At 64.3% G+C, this 18,443-nt stretch carries 18 protein-coding genes; 9 read left to right on the top strand and 9 right to left on the bottom strand.

Annotated elements, in window-relative coordinates:
- Positions 1-6 precede the first annotated feature (6 nt).
- The 3 genes from ACN0X9_RS10175 to ACN0X9_RS10165 are packed head-to-tail and all read left to right on the top strand — an operon-like array spanning position 7 to position 2,932.
- Positions 7-546: a shikimate kinase gene (locus tag ACN0X9_RS10175; RefSeq protein ID WP_417487488.1), complete on the top strand. Its 540-nt coding sequence runs from the start codon at positions 7-9 to the stop codon at positions 544-546.
- Positions 543-1,646 carry a 3-dehydroquinate synthase gene (gene aroB, locus ACN0X9_RS10170; protein WP_417487487.1) on the top strand — a complete coding sequence of 368 codons (1,104 nt, stop codon included), beginning with the start codon at positions 543-545 and terminating at the stop codon, positions 1,644-1,646. The genes ACN0X9_RS10175 and aroB overlap by 4 nt, the downstream gene beginning before the upstream one ends.
- Positions 1,643-2,932 (top strand): HlyC/CorC family transporter, encoded by a 1,290-nt coding sequence (locus ACN0X9_RS10165; protein WP_417487486.1) that lies wholly within the window; start codon positions 1,643-1,645, stop codon positions 2,930-2,932. The genes aroB and ACN0X9_RS10165 overlap by 4 nt, the downstream gene beginning before the upstream one ends.
- Positions 2,933-2,964: 32 nt before the next feature.
- Here the strand turns inward: ACN0X9_RS10165 and ACN0X9_RS10160 are convergent, their stop codons facing one another.
- Positions 2,965-3,738 carry a hypothetical protein gene (locus ACN0X9_RS10160; protein WP_417487485.1) on the bottom strand — a complete coding sequence of 258 codons (774 nt, stop codon included), beginning with the start codon at positions 3,736-3,738 and terminating at the stop codon, positions 2,965-2,967.
- A gap of 51 nt (positions 3,739-3,789) precedes the next feature.
- Entirely contained in the window at positions 3,790-4,059 is a 270-nt protein-coding gene (locus ACN0X9_RS10155) for a BolA family protein (protein WP_417487484.1), read from the bottom strand.
- Positions 4,060-4,124: 65 nt separating this feature from the next.
- Between ACN0X9_RS10155 and ACN0X9_RS10150 the strand changes: the two genes are divergently transcribed.
- The 3 genes from ACN0X9_RS10150 to cobS all read left to right on the top strand — a co-directional run bounded on the left by ACN0X9_RS10150 (position 4,125) and on the right by cobS (position 6,346).
- Positions 4,125-4,739 (top strand): J domain-containing protein, encoded by a 615-nt coding sequence (locus tag ACN0X9_RS10150; RefSeq protein WP_417487483.1) that lies wholly within the window; start codon positions 4,125-4,127, stop codon positions 4,737-4,739.
- Positions 4,740-4,810: 71 nt separating this feature from the next.
- Positions 4,811-5,230, top strand: a complete 420-nt coding sequence (locus ACN0X9_RS10145; RefSeq protein ID WP_417487482.1) for a hypothetical protein — start codon at positions 4,811-4,813, stop codon at positions 5,228-5,230.
- A gap of 129 nt (positions 5,231-5,359) precedes the next feature.
- Entirely contained in the window at positions 5,360-6,346 is a 987-nt protein-coding gene (cobS, locus tag ACN0X9_RS10140) for a cobaltochelatase subunit CobS (RefSeq protein ID WP_417487481.1), read from the top strand.
- On the opposite strand, the gene ACN0X9_RS10135 is transcribed toward cobS, so the two are convergent.
- From ACN0X9_RS10135 to ACN0X9_RS10125, 3 genes are read right to left on the bottom strand one after another with little or no spacing between them, the layout of a single operon-like run.
- The gene (locus ACN0X9_RS10135; RefSeq protein WP_417487480.1) at positions 6,343-6,687 is read right to left on the bottom strand and encodes a copper-binding protein; all 345 of its coding nucleotides are present in this window, start codon (positions 6,685-6,687) and stop codon (positions 6,343-6,345) included. The two genes, cobS and ACN0X9_RS10135, sit on opposite strands and share 4 nt — an antisense overlap.
- A complete protein-coding gene (locus tag ACN0X9_RS10130; protein WP_417487479.1) occupies positions 6,684-8,063 on the bottom strand; it encodes a multicopper oxidase family protein in 1,380 nt (459 codons plus the stop codon). Before ACN0X9_RS10130 ends, ACN0X9_RS10135 begins: the two co-directional genes overlap by 4 nt.
- The gene (locus ACN0X9_RS10125; protein WP_417487478.1) at positions 8,063-9,424 is read right to left on the bottom strand and encodes a TolC family protein; all 1,362 of its coding nucleotides are present in this window, start codon (positions 9,422-9,424) and stop codon (positions 8,063-8,065) included. Before ACN0X9_RS10125 ends, ACN0X9_RS10130 begins: the two co-directional genes overlap by 1 nt.
- A 40-nt stretch (positions 9,425-9,464) precedes the next feature.
- Here ACN0X9_RS10125 and ACN0X9_RS10120 point away from each other — a divergent pair, with 40 nt between their 5' ends.
- Positions 9,465-9,761, top strand: a complete 297-nt coding sequence (locus tag ACN0X9_RS10120) for a metal-sensitive transcriptional regulator (protein WP_417487477.1) — start codon at positions 9,465-9,467, stop codon at positions 9,759-9,761.
- Here the strand turns inward: ACN0X9_RS10120 and ACN0X9_RS10115 are convergent.
- Both ACN0X9_RS10115 and ACN0X9_RS10110 read right to left on the bottom strand, forming a co-directional pair.
- A complete protein-coding gene (locus tag ACN0X9_RS10115) occupies positions 9,749-10,693 on the bottom strand; it encodes an NAD(P)/FAD-dependent oxidoreductase (protein ID WP_417487476.1) in 945 nt (314 codons plus the stop codon). The two genes, ACN0X9_RS10120 and ACN0X9_RS10115, sit on opposite strands and share 13 nt — an antisense overlap.
- A gap of 66 nt (positions 10,694-10,759) precedes the next feature.
- On the bottom strand, positions 10,760-11,587 hold the full coding sequence (locus ACN0X9_RS10110) for a flagellin (RefSeq protein ID WP_417487508.1): 828 nt from the start codon (positions 11,585-11,587) through the stop codon (positions 10,760-10,762).
- Positions 11,588-11,795: 208 nt separating this feature from the next.
- On the opposite strand from ACN0X9_RS10110, the gene cobT reads away from it, so the two are divergent.
- Together cobT and ACN0X9_RS10100 are read left to right on the top strand one after the other, a co-directional pair.
- On the top strand, positions 11,796-13,694 hold the full coding sequence (gene cobT / locus ACN0X9_RS10105) for a cobaltochelatase subunit CobT (RefSeq protein WP_417487475.1): 1,899 nt from the start codon (positions 11,796-11,798) through the stop codon (positions 13,692-13,694).
- A 70-nt stretch (positions 13,695-13,764) separates the two neighbouring features.
- Positions 13,765-14,721 (top strand): esterase-like activity of phytase family protein, encoded by a 957-nt coding sequence (locus ACN0X9_RS10100; RefSeq protein WP_417487474.1) that lies wholly within the window; start codon positions 13,765-13,767, stop codon positions 14,719-14,721.
- A 719-nt stretch (positions 14,722-15,440) separates the two neighbouring features.
- Here ACN0X9_RS10100 and ACN0X9_RS10095 read toward each other — a convergent pair.
- Positions 15,441-17,153, bottom strand: a complete 1,713-nt coding sequence (locus ACN0X9_RS10095; RefSeq protein ID WP_417487473.1) for a serine hydrolase domain-containing protein — start codon at positions 17,151-17,153, stop codon at positions 15,441-15,443.
- Between the two features lie 122 nt (positions 17,154-17,275).
- The gene (locus ACN0X9_RS10090; protein WP_417487472.1) at positions 17,276-18,406 is read right to left on the bottom strand and encodes a helix-turn-helix domain-containing protein; all 1,131 of its coding nucleotides are present in this window, start codon (positions 18,404-18,406) and stop codon (positions 17,276-17,278) included.
- Between the last annotated feature and the right edge of the window lie 37 nt (positions 18,407-18,443).

Genomic DNA, 18,443 nt, shown 5'->3' with positions numbered 1-18,443 from the left:
GCTAGCATGTCCTACGCCTACAAACCGCGGAAATCGCTCGTGCTCATCGGCTTGATGGGCGTCGGCAAGACCACAGTTGGTCGCCGCCTGGCGCATGCCCTGAAACTGCAGTTTCGCGACGCCGACGAGGAAGTCGAAAAAGCCGCCGGACGCAGCGTGTCAGAGATATTCGAGGATTTCGGCGAGCACGCCTTCCGCGATGGCGAGCGCAAGGTCATCGCCCGCCTGCTGGAGGAGCCGCCCATGGTGCTGGCGCTTGGCGGCGGTGCCTTTGTCGATGGCGAGACCCGCGACCGGGTCAAGGCGCTGGCGACCTCGATCTGGCTGCAGGCCGATGTCGAAACCCTGGTGCAACGCGTCGCCCGCCGCGACACCCGCCCGCTGCTGCGCGATGAAGACCCGGAAACCGTGCTGAGGACCTTGCTCAACAAGCGGCAGGCCGCGTATGCAGAAGCGGACATTCATGTGGATGCGTCCGGCGGGTCACACCAGATCACGCTCGACACGATTTTGCAGGCACTGGAAAGCCGGGAGGCGAGGGCGTGAGTGACATTCTGCGGGTCGCCGTCGGCCTGGGAGACCGGGCCTATGACGTGCTGGTCGGCGCCGGCGCCCTGTCCGCAGCCGGGCCGGAGCTGGCCGCCCATTTCCCGCGCGGCCGGGCCATCCTCGTGACCGACCGTCATGTCGCCGACCTTCACCTCGCTGCCATGGAAGAGCAGTTGACCGAACTGGGCCTGCGCGTCGAACCGGTCATTGTCGCACCGGGTGAAACATCGAAGAGTTGGGCCGGGCTGGAACAGGTTGTCGACGCGCTGCTGGACCGCAATATCGAGCGCTCCGAAGCCGTGATCGCGCTGGGCGGCGGTGTCATTGGCGACCTGACCGGCTTTGCAGCAGCCGTGACCAAGCGCGGCGTCAACTTCATCCAGATCCCGACCACCCTGCTCGCCCAGGTCGACAGTTCGGTCGGCGGCAAGACCGGGATCAACACCACACATGGCAAGAATTTCGCCGGCAGTTTCCATCAGCCCAAACTGGTGATCGCTGATCGCGACCTCCTGGCCACGCTCCCGGACCGCGAGCGCCGGGCCGGCTATGCGGAGATCGTCAAGGCGGCGCTGATCGGCGACGCCCCGCTGTTCGAGCAGCTCGTAGCGGCTGGCCCGGACGTGCTCGACGGGGCCGATCTGGACCGGGCCGTCGCAGCGGCTGTCGCCTTCAAGGCGCGGATCGTCGCCGAGGACGAGCGCGAGACCGGTGTCCGCGCCCTGCTCAATCTGGGCCATACATTCGGACATGCCTTCGAGGCCGACGCCCCCAAGGACGTGATCCGTCATGGCGAGGCTGTCGCCGTCGGAACGGCACTGGCCTTTGCCTATTCCGCCCGTCGCGGCGATTGCAGCGCTGAAAACGCGGCGCGGGTTGCGGCCCATCTGCGCACGGTCGGCCTGCCAGCGAGCCCCGGCGAGCTGGCCCATACTGACTGGGACGCCGCCAGCCTTGTCTCCCGCATGCGGGACGACAAGAAGAACCGCGACGGCCGCATCACCCTCATCCTCGCCCGCGCCATCGGCGACGCCTTCATTGACCACGCCGCCGATGAAGCCGACCTTCTCACCTTTATGGAGACCCAGCTCTCATGAGCCTCGACTGGACGATCATCGGACCGGCCCTCACCATTGTCGGCCTGCTATTGCTGTCAGCCTTCTTTTCCGGCTCGGAAACCTCGCTGACCGCGACTTCCCGCGCCCGCATGCTGCAGCTCGAACGCGACAAGAATCCGGCTGCCGCGCGGGTCAATATCCTGATTTCCGACGGCGAAGGCCTTCTGGGTTCAATCCTGCTCGGCAACAATCTCGTCAACATCCTGGCGTCGATGATTGCCGGGCAATTGTTCGAGACCCTGCTGGGCGGCAACAGCGTCGTCTGGGCGACCCTGGTCATGACCATCCTGGTCCTGGTCTTTGCCGAGGTGATGCCGAAGACCTACGCCCTGTCGAATCCGGAACGGTTCGCGCTGGCGGTTTCACGGCCGATCCTGATCATCGTCCGGGTGTTCGCGCCCCTGGTCGGTGCTGTCCAGTTCGTGGTCCGCAATGTGTTGCGCATGTTCGGCGCCAATGTGGACGGACCGGTCCTGTCATCCCATGACGAGCTGCGCGGCGCCATCGCGCTGCACCACGAGGAAGGCGGGGTGGTCAAGGATGACCGCGACATGCTGGGCGGCGTGCTCGACCTGCGCGACCTGACCGTTGATGACATCATGGTGCACCGCAAATCGATCGTGATGATCGACGCTGACAAGCCCTCCGAAGCGATTGTCACCGAGGCGCTTCACTCGCCCCATACGCGCCTGCCGATCTACAAGGGCGATACCGAGAATATCATCGGCATCCTGCATGTCCGTGACATTGCTCGCGCCCTCCACGAAGCCGACGGCAATGCCTCTGTCATTGATATCGACGCCTTGCGGCGCGACGCCTGGTTCGTACCGGAAACCACCGAGGTCCTCGACCAGCTCAACGCCTTCCGCGAAAAGCGCGAGCACTTTGCCCTGGTCGTCGACGAGTATGGCGCGCTGATGGGTCTGGTGACGCTGGAGGACATCCTCGAGGAAATCGTCGGCGCGATCGAGGACGAGCACGATGTCGCGGTTGAGGGCATCCAGCCTGACGGCGATGGCATCTGGCTGGTCGATGGTGACCTGCCGATCCGCGACCTCAACCGGGCGCTCGACTGGGAACTGCCGGACGAGGAGGCCGTGACCATTGCCGGCCTGGTCATCCATGAAGCCCAGACCATACCGGAACGCGGTCAGGTTTTCGGCTTCCACGGCGCCCGCTTCGAAGTCGTCGAGCGTCGCCGCAACCAGATCACCAAGCTGCGTGTCTCGGTCAGCCCGGATGATGTGGTGGTGAATGGCGCCTGATCAGCCAGGTCCGGTGCGCTGATCGCGGGAAATCAGCTACCGTCCTGTGCCGCAGCGTCGATCAGCTCACGATAGGCGTCGCAGGTTCCGCGCGGCGTTTCGGCTTCGACAGTCTCGCCATCAGCCCGGGCTTCCTCGACCAGATCCCCGAAAGCGTCGGCAAAGACGCTTGAGAGGTCCATGACATCGGCAAGATCAGAAAATGCGTCGGTGCCGCCGAGTATCGTCGTCACACCGCCGCCCGAAGCCAGATGGTTCTGGGAGGCCCAGCGGATCGCCGCCACCTGCCGACCCTCGCCATCGAGGATTTCCGCCTCCACGCCCAGCGCACCAATGCCCAGGGGCACGCGCGGATTGAGGGGGCCGGGCACGGCAACGCCGATCAGTCGGGAGACCCCGGTTGTCGCGACATTATTGCGCCGGATGCCGTTGATCATGGCACTCACCTCACCATCCCTGTCGACCGCCGGTGCACTGGCAACCGGGCGAACGTCAAAGCCGGCCCGCGCCAGGCGCTGACACAGATCGCGGGACAGTTGGCGCCGCACATCATCCAGGCGCGCCGGCGGGATGTCCGGATCGATATCGGCTCCGGCCGCCAGCGTCACCGGCGGAAGATAAAGCCGCCCCATTGTCGCCAAAGCCGGCCCGTCGGCATATTCCTCGACGGCAAGCAGGCGCCGCTCACCGGCAATGAGTTGCTCGGACGACGACAGCGAGGATGGCGCATCGAAACGGGTCGTACACGCGGATGTCGCGCCCGCTACAATGAGTAGCAGGGCCAGCCGCCAAACAAGATCCGACATGATTGTTTCCCCTTGCCTTGCCGAACAACCCTCTACCGGGCCAATCGAGACTTATTCGCTCGTCCCGCGTGCGCGGATCACCAGGGCATGTATCGGACCGGCCAATTCCTCCGCCAGCGCCTCGTTGACCAGGCGGTGACGGGCGACCCGAGACAAGCCGTCAAAGCGGCTGGCGACGATATCAACCGTGAAATGGCTCTCGCCACCCGGCCGGGCGCCGGCATGACCGGCATGGAGGTGACTATCATCAGTGACCGTCAAGGCACTGGGTGTGAACGCTTTTTGCAGTTTGTTCTCGATCCGGACTGCGACATCACCCATTTTCACACCTCTTTGTTCACCGGCTTCATTGCCGCTTTACAGACGCATGACCATAATTGGTGATCATGTCAGAAGCCTACAATTACAAACCGCGGTTCAAAGACATCCGCATCAAGCCGCCCAAGGATCAGCCGGCGCCGGAAGAGCGTGTCTGCGAATGGCCGGGCTGCAAGAAGCATGGCAATAGCCGGGCTCCCAAGGCCAATGACCGGCTGAATGATTTCTACTGGTTCTGCCAGAGCCACGCCTCGGAATACAACAAGTCGTGGAATTTCTTCGAGGGCATGAGCGAGAACGCCGCCCAGTCCTTCCGCGAGAGCGCCGCCTATGGTCATCGCCCGACCTGGGGCTGGAAGAACACCCATTCCGCCTCGGCCAAGGCCGCCAGGGCCAGTCGCGATTTTGCCGACGGCTTCAATGATCCCTACGGCATGTTCGGAGACCGCAAGGACCCGCACAAGGAAGCGCCGCGCGAAAAATCCCTGGGCCGTCTTCAGACCAAGGCGCTGGAGACCATGTCCCTGGAGCCGGATGTCGACCCGTCGACGGTGCGCAAGCGCTATGCCGAGCTGGTCAAGCAATTGCACCCGGACGCCAATGGCGGCGACCGCTCCAGTGAAGAGCAACTCGGCCGGGTCATCGCCTCCTACCAGATCCTGAAAAGCGCCGGCATGGCGTGACGCCGCACGGCTAACACTTTGTTTGTTTTAACGGGCGATTCTGGACCCGGGCAAAACAAGTGATTGTGCTGATGTCTGAGAATTCCGGGCCTGGTTTTCCGTTCCGATGGCTGTCGATTGGTCTCGCCGGCCTGCCGCTGCTCTACATGGCGCTCTGGTCTGCCATGATCATCGGCACGTTTACCGGGCTCTGGCATCCTCATATCGGCGGCCTTGATGTCGGCACGGCGATCCGCCGATCCGAACCCATCGAGATCATCGGGTTCTGCGCCATGAGCCTTGCCTGGCTGGTCGGGATGATCCTGGCGGCACTGCAGCGCAGGCTGGGATTGTACCTGATGATCGCCGGCAGTCTGATCCATATCGTCGTCTGGCTGAAAATCACCGATGGCCAATACTATGCCGGTCAGTTCGGCATGCTGGTCATCATCACCGAGATGCTGGCTGTCACGCTGGTTCATTTCGCCACGCGCGGCCGCCGACTGATCTGAATGGCATGCAGTCACCGGCATTGACTTGAAGCCGCGCCGGGCGTGCGATACCTCCGGTATATCACCTCCCTCGCGCCGCAGCCCTGCCGCTGACAATAACAGGCGCGCCCAGCCATAAAGACCGGTTCGATGAGCGATAGTTTCCCCCTTTCCGCGCCTGATGCCAAAGCCGACTGCCAGGCCCTGTTCGGCTTTGATCCCGGCTTCGAGGTGGCGATGTTCTCGGCGCCGGACGCACACACGCCGATCCTTGACCCGGACTATGTCTTCGACCCGGCGACTACGCGCTCGATCCTCGCCGGCTTTGCCTATAATCGCCGGGTGATGATCCAGGGCTATCACGGCACCGGCAAGTCGACCCATATCGAACAGGTCGCCGCCCGCCTCAACTGGCCGATGGTCCGGGTCAATCTGGACAGTCATGTCAGCCGCATCGACATGGTCGGCAAGGACGCCATCGTGCTGAAGGATGGCAAGCAGATCACCGAATTCCAGGAAGGCATCCTGCCCTGGGCCCTGCAGCGCCCGGTCGCCCTCCTGTTTGATGAGTACGACGCCGGCCGTCCCGACGTGATGTTCGTGATCCAGCGCGTGCTGGAAGCCTCGGGCTCGCTGACCCTGCTGGACCAGACCAAGGTCATCCGGCCGAACCCGTCCTTCCGCCTCTTCGCCACCACCAACACGATCGGCCTGGGGGACACGACCGGCCTCTATCACGGCACGCAGCAGATCAACCAGGGCCAGATGGACCGCTGGTCGATCGTCGCCACGCTGAACTATCTGCCGCGCGAGACCGAAAACGCCATCGTACTGGCCAAGATGAAAAAGCTGGCCGGCTCGGACGAAGGCCGCAAACAGGTCGAGGACATGGTCAAGGTCGCCGACCTCACCCGCGAAGCCTTCATCAATGGCGACATCTCCACCGTGATGAGCCCGCGCACCGTGCTGACCTGGGCCGAGAACCAGGAAATCTTCGGCGATCTCGGCATGGCCTTCCGCCTCACCTTCCTGAACAAGTGCGACGAACTGGAACGCCCGGTCATCGCCGAGATGTATCAGCGGGTGTTTGGCGTGGATCTGCCGGAAGCGCCGGTGAAAAGTGTGAGCGCGGCTTAGCCCACGCTCTCATCCACCTCCGCCGCGATCACTACCAGCTCGCCGTCGCGGCGCGTCACCGTGACCATCAGTGCGGCTCCCGGCTGGAACAGCGCGATATCCACGCGCTCATGGATCGCGAAGGGCATGACCATGGCGCCCATGCCCAGTTCCGGCATGGCTTCATGGCGCAGGAGGGTTGTGCGGGCCTCTGTGTCGACCGTGCGCACATCGGCGGAGACGATTGACTGGGCCATGGTTTCGGCATCGGCCATGGCGTGACCACCATGATGATCGTGGTTGCCGTGATGATCGGCGCTGGCGGTGGCGAGCAGGAGGCTGGTGGCGAGAAGTGTGATCATGGCTGATGTCCTTGATGCGGGTTGGCGGAGGTCGGAGCGTCCTCAGCGGTCGTGTCTATACCGTCGCGGCTAAGTTCATCGGCGCGGGCCGGGCGGGCCTCGCCTTCGGGATTGTCATACCAGCCCGGATCGCCATCGCCGGTCAGTCGGTCACGGACTTTCAGGATGGTGAACATGCCGCCCATGGTGATGTAGTCGCGCGGCCCCGGCGCCCCGACCATGGGCAGGGAATTGTCTGGCACCGGCATATGGCCCATCTCGATGTGTTGGCCCATCTCGCCCATCCCGTCCTGGCCCATCGTCATATAGGTCGGCAGGAGGGCGCCGACGGCGCGGTCGATGCGGCGGGCATTGACGCCGGTGAGATTGGGAATGCCATGGCCCATCTGGTTCATGACGTGATGGGTCATGTGGCAATGCATGGCCCAGTCGCCCGGATTGTCGGCGACGAAGTCGACTGTCCGCGTGGACCCGGTCGGCACCAGCACGGTGGTGTCGGGATGGCGCGCCGAAACCGGGATCACGCCGCCATCGGTCTCGGTGATGGTGAAGGCATAGCCGTGCAGATGGATCGGGTGATGATCCATGGCAGAGAGATTGCCGAAGCGGATCCGCACCCGTTCGCCACGCTCGGCAACGAGGGGTGAAGTGCCGGGATAACAACGCGCATTCATGGTCAGGATGTTGAAATCGCCCATCGCATTGGGATCAGGGCGTTCGGCACCGGGATGCAGCACCCATTCCGACAGCATGATGGCATAGTCGCGATCCGGGCGCGGCCCCGTTGGCTGGCGCGGATGAACCACGATCATGCCCATCATGCCAAGCGCCATCTGGGTCATCTCGTCATGATGCGAGTGGTACATGAATGTGCCGTGCTGGCGGAAAGTCCACTCGTAGACGAAGGTCTCGCCGGGCAGGATGGCGCGCTGGTTGAGACCGCCCACCCCGTCCATGCCCGAGGGCAGGATGACGCCATGCCAGTGCACGGTGGTCGGTGCCGGCAGGCGATTGGTGACATAGACCCGCACCCGGTCACCCTCAACCGCCTCGATGGTCGGGCCATGGGTGCGGCCATTATAGCCCCAGGTTCTCGCGTTGAGGCCGGGCGCGAAACTGTGCTCGACCTCTTCGGGAATGAGATGAAAGACCTTCACCCCGTCGACAATCCGGTAGGGCAGGGTCGCGCCATCCGGCGTGACCACGGGCGTGTAATCGCGGCCCGGCCGTCCGGGAGAATAGGTCCGGTCATGCGGCACCGAGGCGCTGTGGGCGCGGGGCGAAACCGGCTGGGCCGAGGCCGAGCCGGTGGCCAGACCGGTCGCGGCGAGACCGGCAGACCCGGCCAGCAGGGCATCGCGTCTGGAAATACCCATCAGTGATCTCCCTCGCCCCGGGTCGGGGCTGTGTCACCGCTATCGCTGGCTGCGACCATCGCGGGCGAGCCACCGGCGCGGATCTGGTCGAGCACGATCCGCGCCTGGTGCCAATCGGCCAGCGCCTCGACATAGGCCTGACCGGTCCGGCTGCGCATCTGCACAGCGGCCATCAGATCAAAGACGCTGACCTGCATGGCATTATACTGGCGCATCGTCGCATCCATCAGGCGCTCACTGGTCGGCAGGGCGTCATCTTCAATATGGGTGAAACGCCGTTGCGCCAGCATCGCCATGGCCTCGGCCGCCTCCAGGGCATTGCGGATATCATAGGCCAGGGCGGCGTGTTGATGAATGGCCTGTTCCGTCCGCAGCTGTGCGGCAGTGCGACGGGCCGAGCCGGTATCGAAGATCGGCAGGGCAAATTCCAGCATCCAGCCGCGGGACCAGTCACCATCCTCGCGCTCGAAGACGCCGCCCAGCTCGACATGTTCGAGAAGGCTGCCCCAGTTCTCCAGCCCCGCCTCGCCGGCGGCCGCTTCGACATTGGCGCGGGCAGCGGCCAGGGGCAGGCTGGCGGTCAATGCGGCCTGCGGGTCGAGCGCCTCGAGCGGCGCCCTGCCAGCGTCCAGCCGCGAGGGCAGCTGGTCTGCTGAAACGGGAATACCGAGCTGACGCCCCAGGGCGAGCCGCGCCTGCAGGGCAGCGTGCTCCGCCTCCAGATAGTCCAGCTCGGCCTGCTGGGCGAACATCCGCTCGCGCTCCAATTCCAGCGCCGGGGAATTGCCCGCCGAACGGATTTCCTCAGCCACAACGAGGCTTGCCGCTGCAGCATCGCGGATGCGCTGCTGCAGGTCCAGTCGTTGACGAGCGGCGACGGCCTCGACCCAGGCGCGGCGTGTGTCGGCAATGAAGTCCAGGGCCGCCAATACGGTCCCGGCCTGCCGGGCCTCATAGCGATCCTGCGCGGCAGCGGCCCGCCAGGGCGTCGCCGCAATACCCAACAGGGAGGCGCGCAGATCCACATCCCAGACGCGGCCATGGCCATCACCCGGCAAGGTCATGACCTCGACCAGCGGATTGACCGGGCGCGATGCCATCACCTGGTCGGCCCGGGCCAGGCCAGCCTCGTTCAGGCGTGCCAGAAGACGGTGATTATTGGCCAGCGCCAGGCTGACCGCCATGTCTTCGCTGACCATCCCGCCCTCGCGCGGCAGGGCCGGGTCGGCGACCGGTCCGCTCCGTTCGGCGAGGTTGGCCATCACATTGGCCTGCTCGGCAGCCGGATCGACCGTTGCGCAGGCGGAAACAGCAAGAAGGATCGCCAGGACTGGCAGGGCATTGAAGCGCGTTCGTTTCATAAGCTTGCGCTATCATACCCCCCGGGGGTATACAAGATACATGTCCGAGATCCAAACGCCCCTCACCCCGGCCCGGGAAAAATCCCTGGCCCGCCTCAAGCGCATTGAGGGCCAGGTGCGTGGCATTGGCCGCATGCTGGAAGAGGACCGCTATTGCATCGACGTGCTCACGCAACTGTCAGCCGTGAAATCGGCCTTGGCCGCGGTCGAAGGCGAAATCCTGCGTGATCATGCCGGCCATTGCGTCGCCCACGCCATCGAAAGCGGCGATACCGACGCTCAGAAAGCGAAGATGGACGAGCTGATAGGCCTGCTGGCCAAGCACTATCGGCTCTGAATTTCCAGCATTTGCCCGGCGAGGGCCCGGCCGGACAGATAGGCCGCCTCGACCCGAGGCCCGAGACACCAGTCGCCGGCCAGACCGATACGGGCGTCACCATCCCACAGGCAGGGCGAATCGAGGGCGTTGAGGACGCGGGCATAACGCCAGCGGTGGACCTGACTCGACCGGATCTCAGGCAGGGAACCGGCCCAGGATTCAAAAGCGCTCCCAAGCAAGCCGAGGACCGTCTCCGGATCCTCCTCGAGATGGGTTTCGCTCCAGCCCGGCCCGGCCTGGATGACCCAGTTCTCGCCCTCACCTGACCGGCCCGGCTTGGTGGAGTCGCAGGCGATCCACGCACAAGGCCCATCCGAGGCGCGATACACGCGCGGAGCCTGTTCGAGCGGTTCAGCCAGCGAGAGCATCAAGGTCCAGCAAGGCGCGTAACGCACGGCGTCGAGCCGGTCAGCCAGCGGCGTGACGCCGGAAAGCAAGGTCTTGGCCTGGGGAGCGGGAATGGCGACTGCGAGCCGGTCTGCCTGAAGCCTCTCACCATTTTCGCAGGCCACCAGCCAACCCTCACCGTCTTGCCCAACCGTCTCGACATGACAGGCTTTGCGGATCTCCAGCCCCTCGGCCAATGACGCGACCAGCTTGCTCATTCCCGGCGCGCCGACCCACCAGGTGCGGTCGACACCCAATTGTTCCCATGGCGCGGCCGAGCCTGTCGCCGCAGCCTGGTCGAGCCAGGCAGCGAAGCCGGCATCACGGGCGGTGACATATTGGGCGCCATGGTCGAAAGACCCGTATTGCGTCCGCCGGGTGGCCAAACGGCCTCCCAGGCCGCGCGCCTTGTCGAGCACAATGACATTTTCGCCGGAATCCGCGAGATGCCGGGCGCAGGCCAGGCCGGCCATGCCGGCTCCGATTACGATGTTTGATGTCACGCTGAACCCCGCGCCTGCTTTCAGGCCCACTTAGGGCGCAGCGCCAAAGACGGCAAGCAGCCTGCCTTACTGGAAGAAATTCAGGATCACCCGCGGCGAGCGGTTGGCGATCTCCAGCGCCTGCATGCCCAGCTGCTCCCGCACCTGGAGCGCCTGCAATTTTGCGCTCTCGCGGCCAAGGTCTGAATCGACCAGATTGCCGATCCCGGCGCTGGTCACGTCCATCTGTTTGACCAGCAGGGTTTTCTGGATTTCCAGAGACCGCAGACCGACACCCAATCGGGAGACAGCCGATGTCACATCGACCAGCGAAGCCTCGAACGCAACGACGTCAGCGCTGGTTGGCTGGGTCGCGACAATCGCGTTATCGCTCTGCGGCAGGTTGGCTGCCAGTCCGGCGTCGAAAATTCCGCCACCATCGGTCAGGTCCTCGGCGGCGATGGTCATGGTGCTGCCTGGGTCCTTGCCGATCAGGACCGACAGGTCCTCGCCACCACTTTCCAGCAGGTTGAGATCATTGAAACTGGCATTCTCGGCCAGACGCGTCGCCTGGTTGCCCAATTCGATAAAGTCGGTCATCAGGCTGCGCCAGCTTTGTTCATCCAGCGTGGTATCGGACGCAGCAACGAGCTTGGACTGCATCTCCACCATCAAATCGGAAATGCCTTCGGCGGCAGCGAGCGCGGTCTCGACCACGCCGGTGCCCAGATCAATGGATGTGAGGGCGCTCTGCCGGGACTCATTGTCCGTGCGCATGACCTGGGCCATCGCCCAGACCGTGCCATTATCACTGGCACTGCCTACCTTGAGCCCCGTCGCGATTCGGTCGTGCACCTTGGCACTTTCCGATTGCAGCATGCTCATATGCTGCAGCGCGGAGTTCACTGAGGCCATGGAATGGACCGAAAAGGTCATCCGTCGACTCTCACCACCATCTGGTCGGCCCGCCCTGGCATTTTTGCCTGTACGGGCCCGCTGCCCAGTTTTCCACGATTGGGTTAGCGAGACGTTTACAAACCGGGCGACCAAGGCTCCGGAGCGGACTGGAAAAGGATGGCGGCGACGGCTCGATTTCCGTGATCAATCCGCTAGGTTTGGCACCATGAGCCAGCCCCCTGCCGATCCGGACGCTTTCAAGCGCGCCCTTGCCACCACCACCCGCGCCATTGCCGGCGACCGGGACCTCGATGTGCGCTTTGGCGGCGAGATCGCCGGCCTGTCAGGCGGCCGGATGGTGCTGCCCAATCCGGGCGCCGAGCCCTCGCCGGAAGCGGCGGCTGCCGTGCGCGGCCGTGCCGATGCGCTGGCGCTGCGACTGGCCCATCACGACGAAGCCGCCCATGCCCGCATCCTGCCGCCCGGTGCCACGGCGCGCGCCATCTTCCACGCCGCCGAGCAAGCGCGGGTCGAAGGCCTGGGGGCCCGCGACATGCGCGGCATGGCCGGCAATCTGGACGCCGCCCTCGCCATACGTTGCAAACAAAAGGGCTGGCAGCGTGTCGAAGACCGCCAGTCCGCTCCGATGGAAGAGGCCCTCGCCCTGCTGGTCCGCGAGCGCATCACCGGCCAGCCTTCGCCAAAGGAGGCCGACGGGCTGATGTCGCTGTGGCGCGACCAGATGGAGGCTGTCGCCGGACTGTCGCTCGACGCACTGGCCGAGAATGCCGACGACCAGACCGCCTTTGCGGATCTGTTGCGCACCGTGATCCATGATCTCGACCTGTCGGACGAGCTCGGCGGCGACCCCGAGCAATCCGAGAATCCCGATGACGAGGATGAAGGCGTCGATCGCGAGGAACGCACCGGCGACGATGCCGAGGGCGAGGACCAGCAGGGCGACCAGCCCGATACTCCCGACGCCGCCGGAACGGCCGGCGATGAAGAGGAAATCAACGCCGATACAGACGACGCCGATACCCGGATCGATGCGATGGATGATGAGGGCTCGGCCCAGACCGCCATGCGCCCGAACTGGCAGCCGTCCGGCGATGACAAGGCCAAGTCCTACAAGGTCTTCACCCGCGAGTTCGACGAGGTCATCCAGGCGTCCGACCTGTGTGACAACGAAGAACTCGAACGCTTGCGCAAATATCTCGACAATACGCTGAAAGGTCTCGACCAGGTCGTCGGCCGCCTCGCCAACCGGCTGCAACGCCGCCTGATGGCGCAGCAGGAACGGGCCTGGAAATTCGACCTCGAGGAGGGCGTGCTCGACGGCTCCCGTCTCGCCCGCGTCATCGCCGACCCGACCTTGCCGCTGTCCTACAAGCAGGAGAGCGATACCGAGTTTCGCGACACGATCGTTACCCTGGTGCTGGACAATTCCGGCTCCATGCGCGGCCGTCCGATCATGGTCGCGGCGGCCTGTGCCGACATTCTCGCCCGCACGCTGGAACGCTGCGGCGTGAAGACCGAGATCCTCGGCTTCACCACCAAGGCCTGGAAGGGCGGGCGCTCGAAGGAGAAATGGCTGGCCGAAGGCAAGCCACCGCATCCCGGCCGCCTCAATGATCTGCGCCACATCATCTACAAGGCTGCCGACACGCCCTGGCGCCGGGCCCGGGTCAATCTCGGCCTGATGATGCGCGAGGGCCTGCTGAAGGAAAACATCGATGGCGAGGCCCTGCAATGGGCCTGGAAGCGCATGGCCGCCCGTCCCGAACAGCGCCGCATCATGATGGTGATTTCCGACGGTGCCCCGGTCGATGACGGCACCCAGTCGGCCAATTCCGCCGGCTATCTGGAACGCCATCTGCGCGAAACCATCGCCATGATCGAAACCCGCTCGGAGGTCGAACTCCTGGCCATCGGCATCGGCCACGACGTCACCCGCTGGTATCGCCGCGCGGTCACGATCAACGATGTCGAACAACTCGGCGGCGCCATGACCGACCAGCTGGCGGCGCTGTTCGACGAGGATGGTGGCGGCAAAGCCGGCTTCTCCAGCGGAAAGCCGGGCCTGAACCGGGTCGATTTCTCGTCGATTGCCGGGCGAGTCTAGAGGGCTGGTCCGTCCCGCCGCACCGGTCTAGACAGGCCCTATCCTCGTAGCTGCGAACAAGGCCGGCCCCATGCGCTCTTTGCTTCTCCCCCTCCTCCCGCTGTGTCTGGCCGCCTGCTCGGCCGATCCCGACCTGACACCGCCCGGCAGCCAGGCCGTACCGCTCTATGAGCAATCACCCGATCGAACAGACCTGGACCGGCTGAGCTATCTGGGCGGGGTCGCGCTGACCGATCCCGATGAGCGGTTCGGCGGTTTCTCGGCCCTCACCCTGTCACCCGATGGCGCCCGCCTCCTCGCCGTGTCCGACAGCGCCTATTGGATGACCGCCAATATCGACTGGGGCGAGACCGACGGCAGCCTCTCCGTCGGCGGGTTTTCAATCACCCCCATCCTCTCTCGCACCGGCGATCCGCTGGACGGACGGGCCGCCGACAGCGAGGCCATCGCGGATCTGGGTGGCGGCGCCTACGCCGTCAGTTTCGAACGCGAACACCGGATCAACACCTATGCGCTGGGTGAGGACTGGAGCCGGCTGGACAGTATCGGCGAAGCCTTTCCGGCACCGCCGGGTGCGGCCGAATTCACCGATAATGGCGGCATGGAAGGGCTCACCACCCTGCCTGGTGGCGCCCTGCTCGCCGGCGTGGAAGATGGCAGCGCCGGCACCTATCCACTCTGGCTGCACCGGGAGGGAGACTGGTCCCGGTCCGATCTGGCGGCCGAGCCGGATTATGGCCTGACCTCGCTGGATTATCATGACGGCCATGTCTACGCGCTTGAACGCTTCTGGCAGTCCGGCATCGGAAACCGGATCCGGATCCTGCGCTTTGCGGTCGACGCCCTGGAAGCTGGCCCCCCCATCGAAGCGGAACTGCTCGGGACGTTGGAGGCCGGAAAGACAGTCGATAATTTCGAGGGCCTCGCCATCACCGAACGCGATGGCCGGACCGTCCTCCTGCTGATGTCCGACGATAATTACAGCGGCTCCCAGCGGACTTTGCTTCTGGCCTTCCAGCTCGACTAGGCCCGCCCCTATTCCCCATTGAGCGGCCTTCCCGCCCGGCAGCCGACGCCAACGCGTCTGCTCAAAATGCCCGAATGACGGGCGGGAAGACGCGCCCCAGCAGCTCCTTTCCTGTGTTTGAAGTGATCGACAGGCTTGCCCGCGCCACGGCGAGATCGCCTGGCGGTTTGGGCAGGAGGAGGGTGCGGGATACCGGCCTCAGCCGATAAAGCGCTGATTTAATAACGGTAGCTTCGACAGGCATCCCGCACACGGAGTTTTCCCGGACGCTCTCGCCCCCGATTCCAATGCGTCAGGTAGATGGGGTCGGTCGTTTAGTGCCCCGCGACCTGGTCGCACGCCCTGCCGGAGCATCGGGGTGTCACTCCCGACGCGCGGACAGGCTCCGCTCGCTTCCGGGCACAAGTGACTGAGCTCGCGCCTCCCGTCCCGAAAACCAAGGGCATTATGTGTCGGCGGATAAGGGGTGGGGATAAGTTTGGAGGTTTTTTTTTGCCCCACCCACCGTCATCCCGGCGAAGGCCGGGACCCAGTCTGCGACGCAAGTTATTGCCAGGATTGGCGAAATCGAGTGTGCGAGACTGGGTACCGACTTGCGTCAGGATGACGGCTTTGGCGGTGCACAGCGGGGATAAGCCGCCTCTCCCCGACGGGGGGAGAAGCAAGGTGGACGGGGAGCGGGTCGGCGTCTTCAGCGCCGGATTTTGCCGCCAGCCTGATCAGGGCGTAACCCTTTCAAACCGGACATTCTCGGCCAGCGATGCCGACGCCGTCATGCCGGTCACCGCGCCACTCGCATCCCGTGTGAACGCAATCGCTTGAAGCGGACCCGACAGGCCGAGAAAGGAGTCCGTCTGATAGGGCGTGAGGCTGAAGGACGGCCGACGTGCGTGATCGGCGACCAGGACGCCGTTCTGCACGTTCAACACATAGCGTGTGGCCAGCTCTGCGCTTTCATAGACGCCGGCATAGTCGGCCAGGTTCATCGAGGCGGGATCAAACGGGTCCAGCTCGATGCGTCGCCCCGGGATCGTGCCATGCAGTCCGATGCGATATCGCAAACCGGGCGATTGCGCGTTTTGCGGCGCCTCGAACACAAGCGCGAGGTCGGGCGTTGCCGACAGCCGGAATTCGTGCGGGCCGATTTGCGGCAGGATGGTGGTCTCACCCCCCGGCGCCCCGTACTGGGCAAACCCCAGCCCGTCATCATTCGCCGAAATCGTGAAGATGATGCCGGGATACACTTCGTAATGGCCGACATATTGATCCAGCTCGGCCCGCGTGGCCGGTGTCCAGTCCGGGCTGGCGGGAAGCCGGTATTCCGGCCTGTCGCCCAGGAACAGGTCAACAAGGTCAAAGGCGAGGTCGGCGGTGTCGAAGTCGGTCCGGTTGCTCAGGATCACCAGGGTGAACCCATGCGCCGGCACGCGCAGAAGAAAGGACCGGTAGCCGGCATCGCGTCCACCATGGGACCAGGTCTCAAGCCCGTTATGGATCCGCCGCTCCTGCCCCCGACCGAAGATCGCTGCATCCCCATTGTCGGCGTGATTGCGCTCCGCCATCTGATCGAAGACGAACGCATTCCCGACGTCGCGCGTCTCGAAATTCCGCCCCCAGGCCAGCAGGTCCGGAGCATTGGTATGGAGTCCTGTCGAGCCGATGGTTTCGCCAGCCGCGATGATCGGGGCAAAGCTGTCCCGGGACGGGTAGTAAGAAGTGGCACGCCCGCGAATAAGGGCGTTCCGGTCGCCATCAAACCGCGTGGCGGTCATGCCAATCGGCTCAAACATGCGGGTCCGCGTGAACTCGTCAAAAGACATGCCGGAGATCCGGGCGACGAGCTCGGCCAGCAGCGTATAGCCGGTATTGCTGTATTCGATCTCGCTGCCGGCCGGGAAATTCACGCCGCGCTGGCGGGCATTCAAGGCCATGACCTGGTCACGGGTGCGGATATCATCGTCGAGCCAGCCGGCCATGGTGGTCAGCGTATGTTGCTCACGCAGCCCGCCAGCATGGTCGAGCAGATGTCGCACGGTGACCGGTTGCGGCGGCTCAAAGAGTTCGGGAATGTAGTCGCGGATATCGTCATCGAGCGAAATCGCGCCTTCAGAAGCCAGCAACAACACCGCGAAGGCGGTGAACTGTTTGGCGACGGAAGCGACCTGGAACACGGTGTCCGGCGCAATCGGTACGGCATGTTCGAGATTGGCCAGACCGGCAGCGTCCATCCAGACCGGCTCACCCTCCATGGCGACCGCCACCGCGACACCCGGCGCGATGTCGGACTTCCAGGGCTCGATCAGGGATTGAGCCGCCCGTGTCTCGGGCTCGTCGACAAAGTCCGGTGCGGGTGCCAACCCGCTACAAGCGGTCAAAGACAGGCTGACGACAACGCCCAGGAGGCGGGCAGCAGGGAAGTTGGAAAACATCATGTGGACCCTCGTTTTGTGTGGGGTCCTGAATGCCCGGGCGGGCGGCGCGCTTCGACCGACTTCGTGAAGTCGAACCCTTTTGTGCAAACCCGGACGGGTATTCGCTTACCCGAACGCGTCGCTCACATCGTCGAGCCGCGCTCGCGATAGGCGCTCGGGGTCACGCCCGCATGTTTCCGGAAGGCGGTGTTGAACGAGGATTTGGAGTTGAAGCCGACCGCGTAAAGGATTTCCAGGACCGACTGGCGCGGCGTCGCGAGCAGCAGATCCTGGGCCTTTCTCACCCGATAGCCATTCACGAAATCGAAGAAATGCATGCCGGTCGACTGGTTGAGCAGTTCGGACACTTCGCGCGGCGTCATGGCGAGCTGGTCGGCCAGGCTGGCGAGGTTCAAGCGCGGATCCAGATAGGGTTCATGACGATCCATGAACTCCAGCACGGTCTCGACCTGTCGCTGCCGGGCATCCATCTGGCCGGCTGAACCGCCCCCGGCCCGGCGATTGCCCAGGTCCAGCACGCGCCGGTCGACATCGCGGAACAAGTGCGGCTGGAGGAGTGACTTCAGCGCGATCCAGCTGGTGATCGCCAGGGCCAGCAGCGCGCCAAATACCTGCAGTCCGAGCACCAGCTGGCTGGCCGCCGTAAAGGCCAGGAGATTGCGCACCAGGATCAGTGTGTGCGCAATCAGCGAAACCACCGCCAGCTGGGTCAGCCAGATCAGCATTTCCGAGCGGGCACCGGAATGATGCTCGCGAAACAGGCTGCGAAACTGCCACAGCACGGCCAGCACCGCACTCATATAGCCGTAGTAGCTGATATGGCTGCCGATCCAGAGCGCATCGGCTTCCAGTACGGAGATGCGAACGCCGTCATCGGCCGCGGCTGCAAACGGGATCTGGCTGCCCGGCACGATCAGCACCAGCGCCAGCAAACAGGGAATGAGGTGCGCGATGTCGCGGCGCCTGAGGGCAAAGTCCGAATAGCAGGACGAGACAAAGAAACCGAAAAAGACCGGCATCTGAAGAAAGCCGAGCGCCACCCTGATCCCGTTGCTCCAGGAATTGGCATTGCCCGGATTGACCCACAGCCAGCCACTCATTTCGATCGCGGTCAGCAGCAGGAAGAGCGCGAGAAACGTGTTCGGCTGCCGGCGCACTGTAGGCACGGACAGCAGGAAACCGGCCAGCAGCACGCAGACAAAGCTGATCAGGATCGACATGACCCCGAAGAAATTTCCCAGTGTCAGATCCATGGCAGACGCGCCTTCATCAACCCGGCCCCGCCGCGAC

Source organism: Maricaulis sp. (assembly GCF_048268525.1).
Taxonomy (GTDB): Bacteria; Pseudomonadota; Alphaproteobacteria; order Caulobacterales; family Maricaulaceae; genus Maricaulis.
This window is presented reverse-complemented; position numbering and strand designations above follow the sequence as displayed.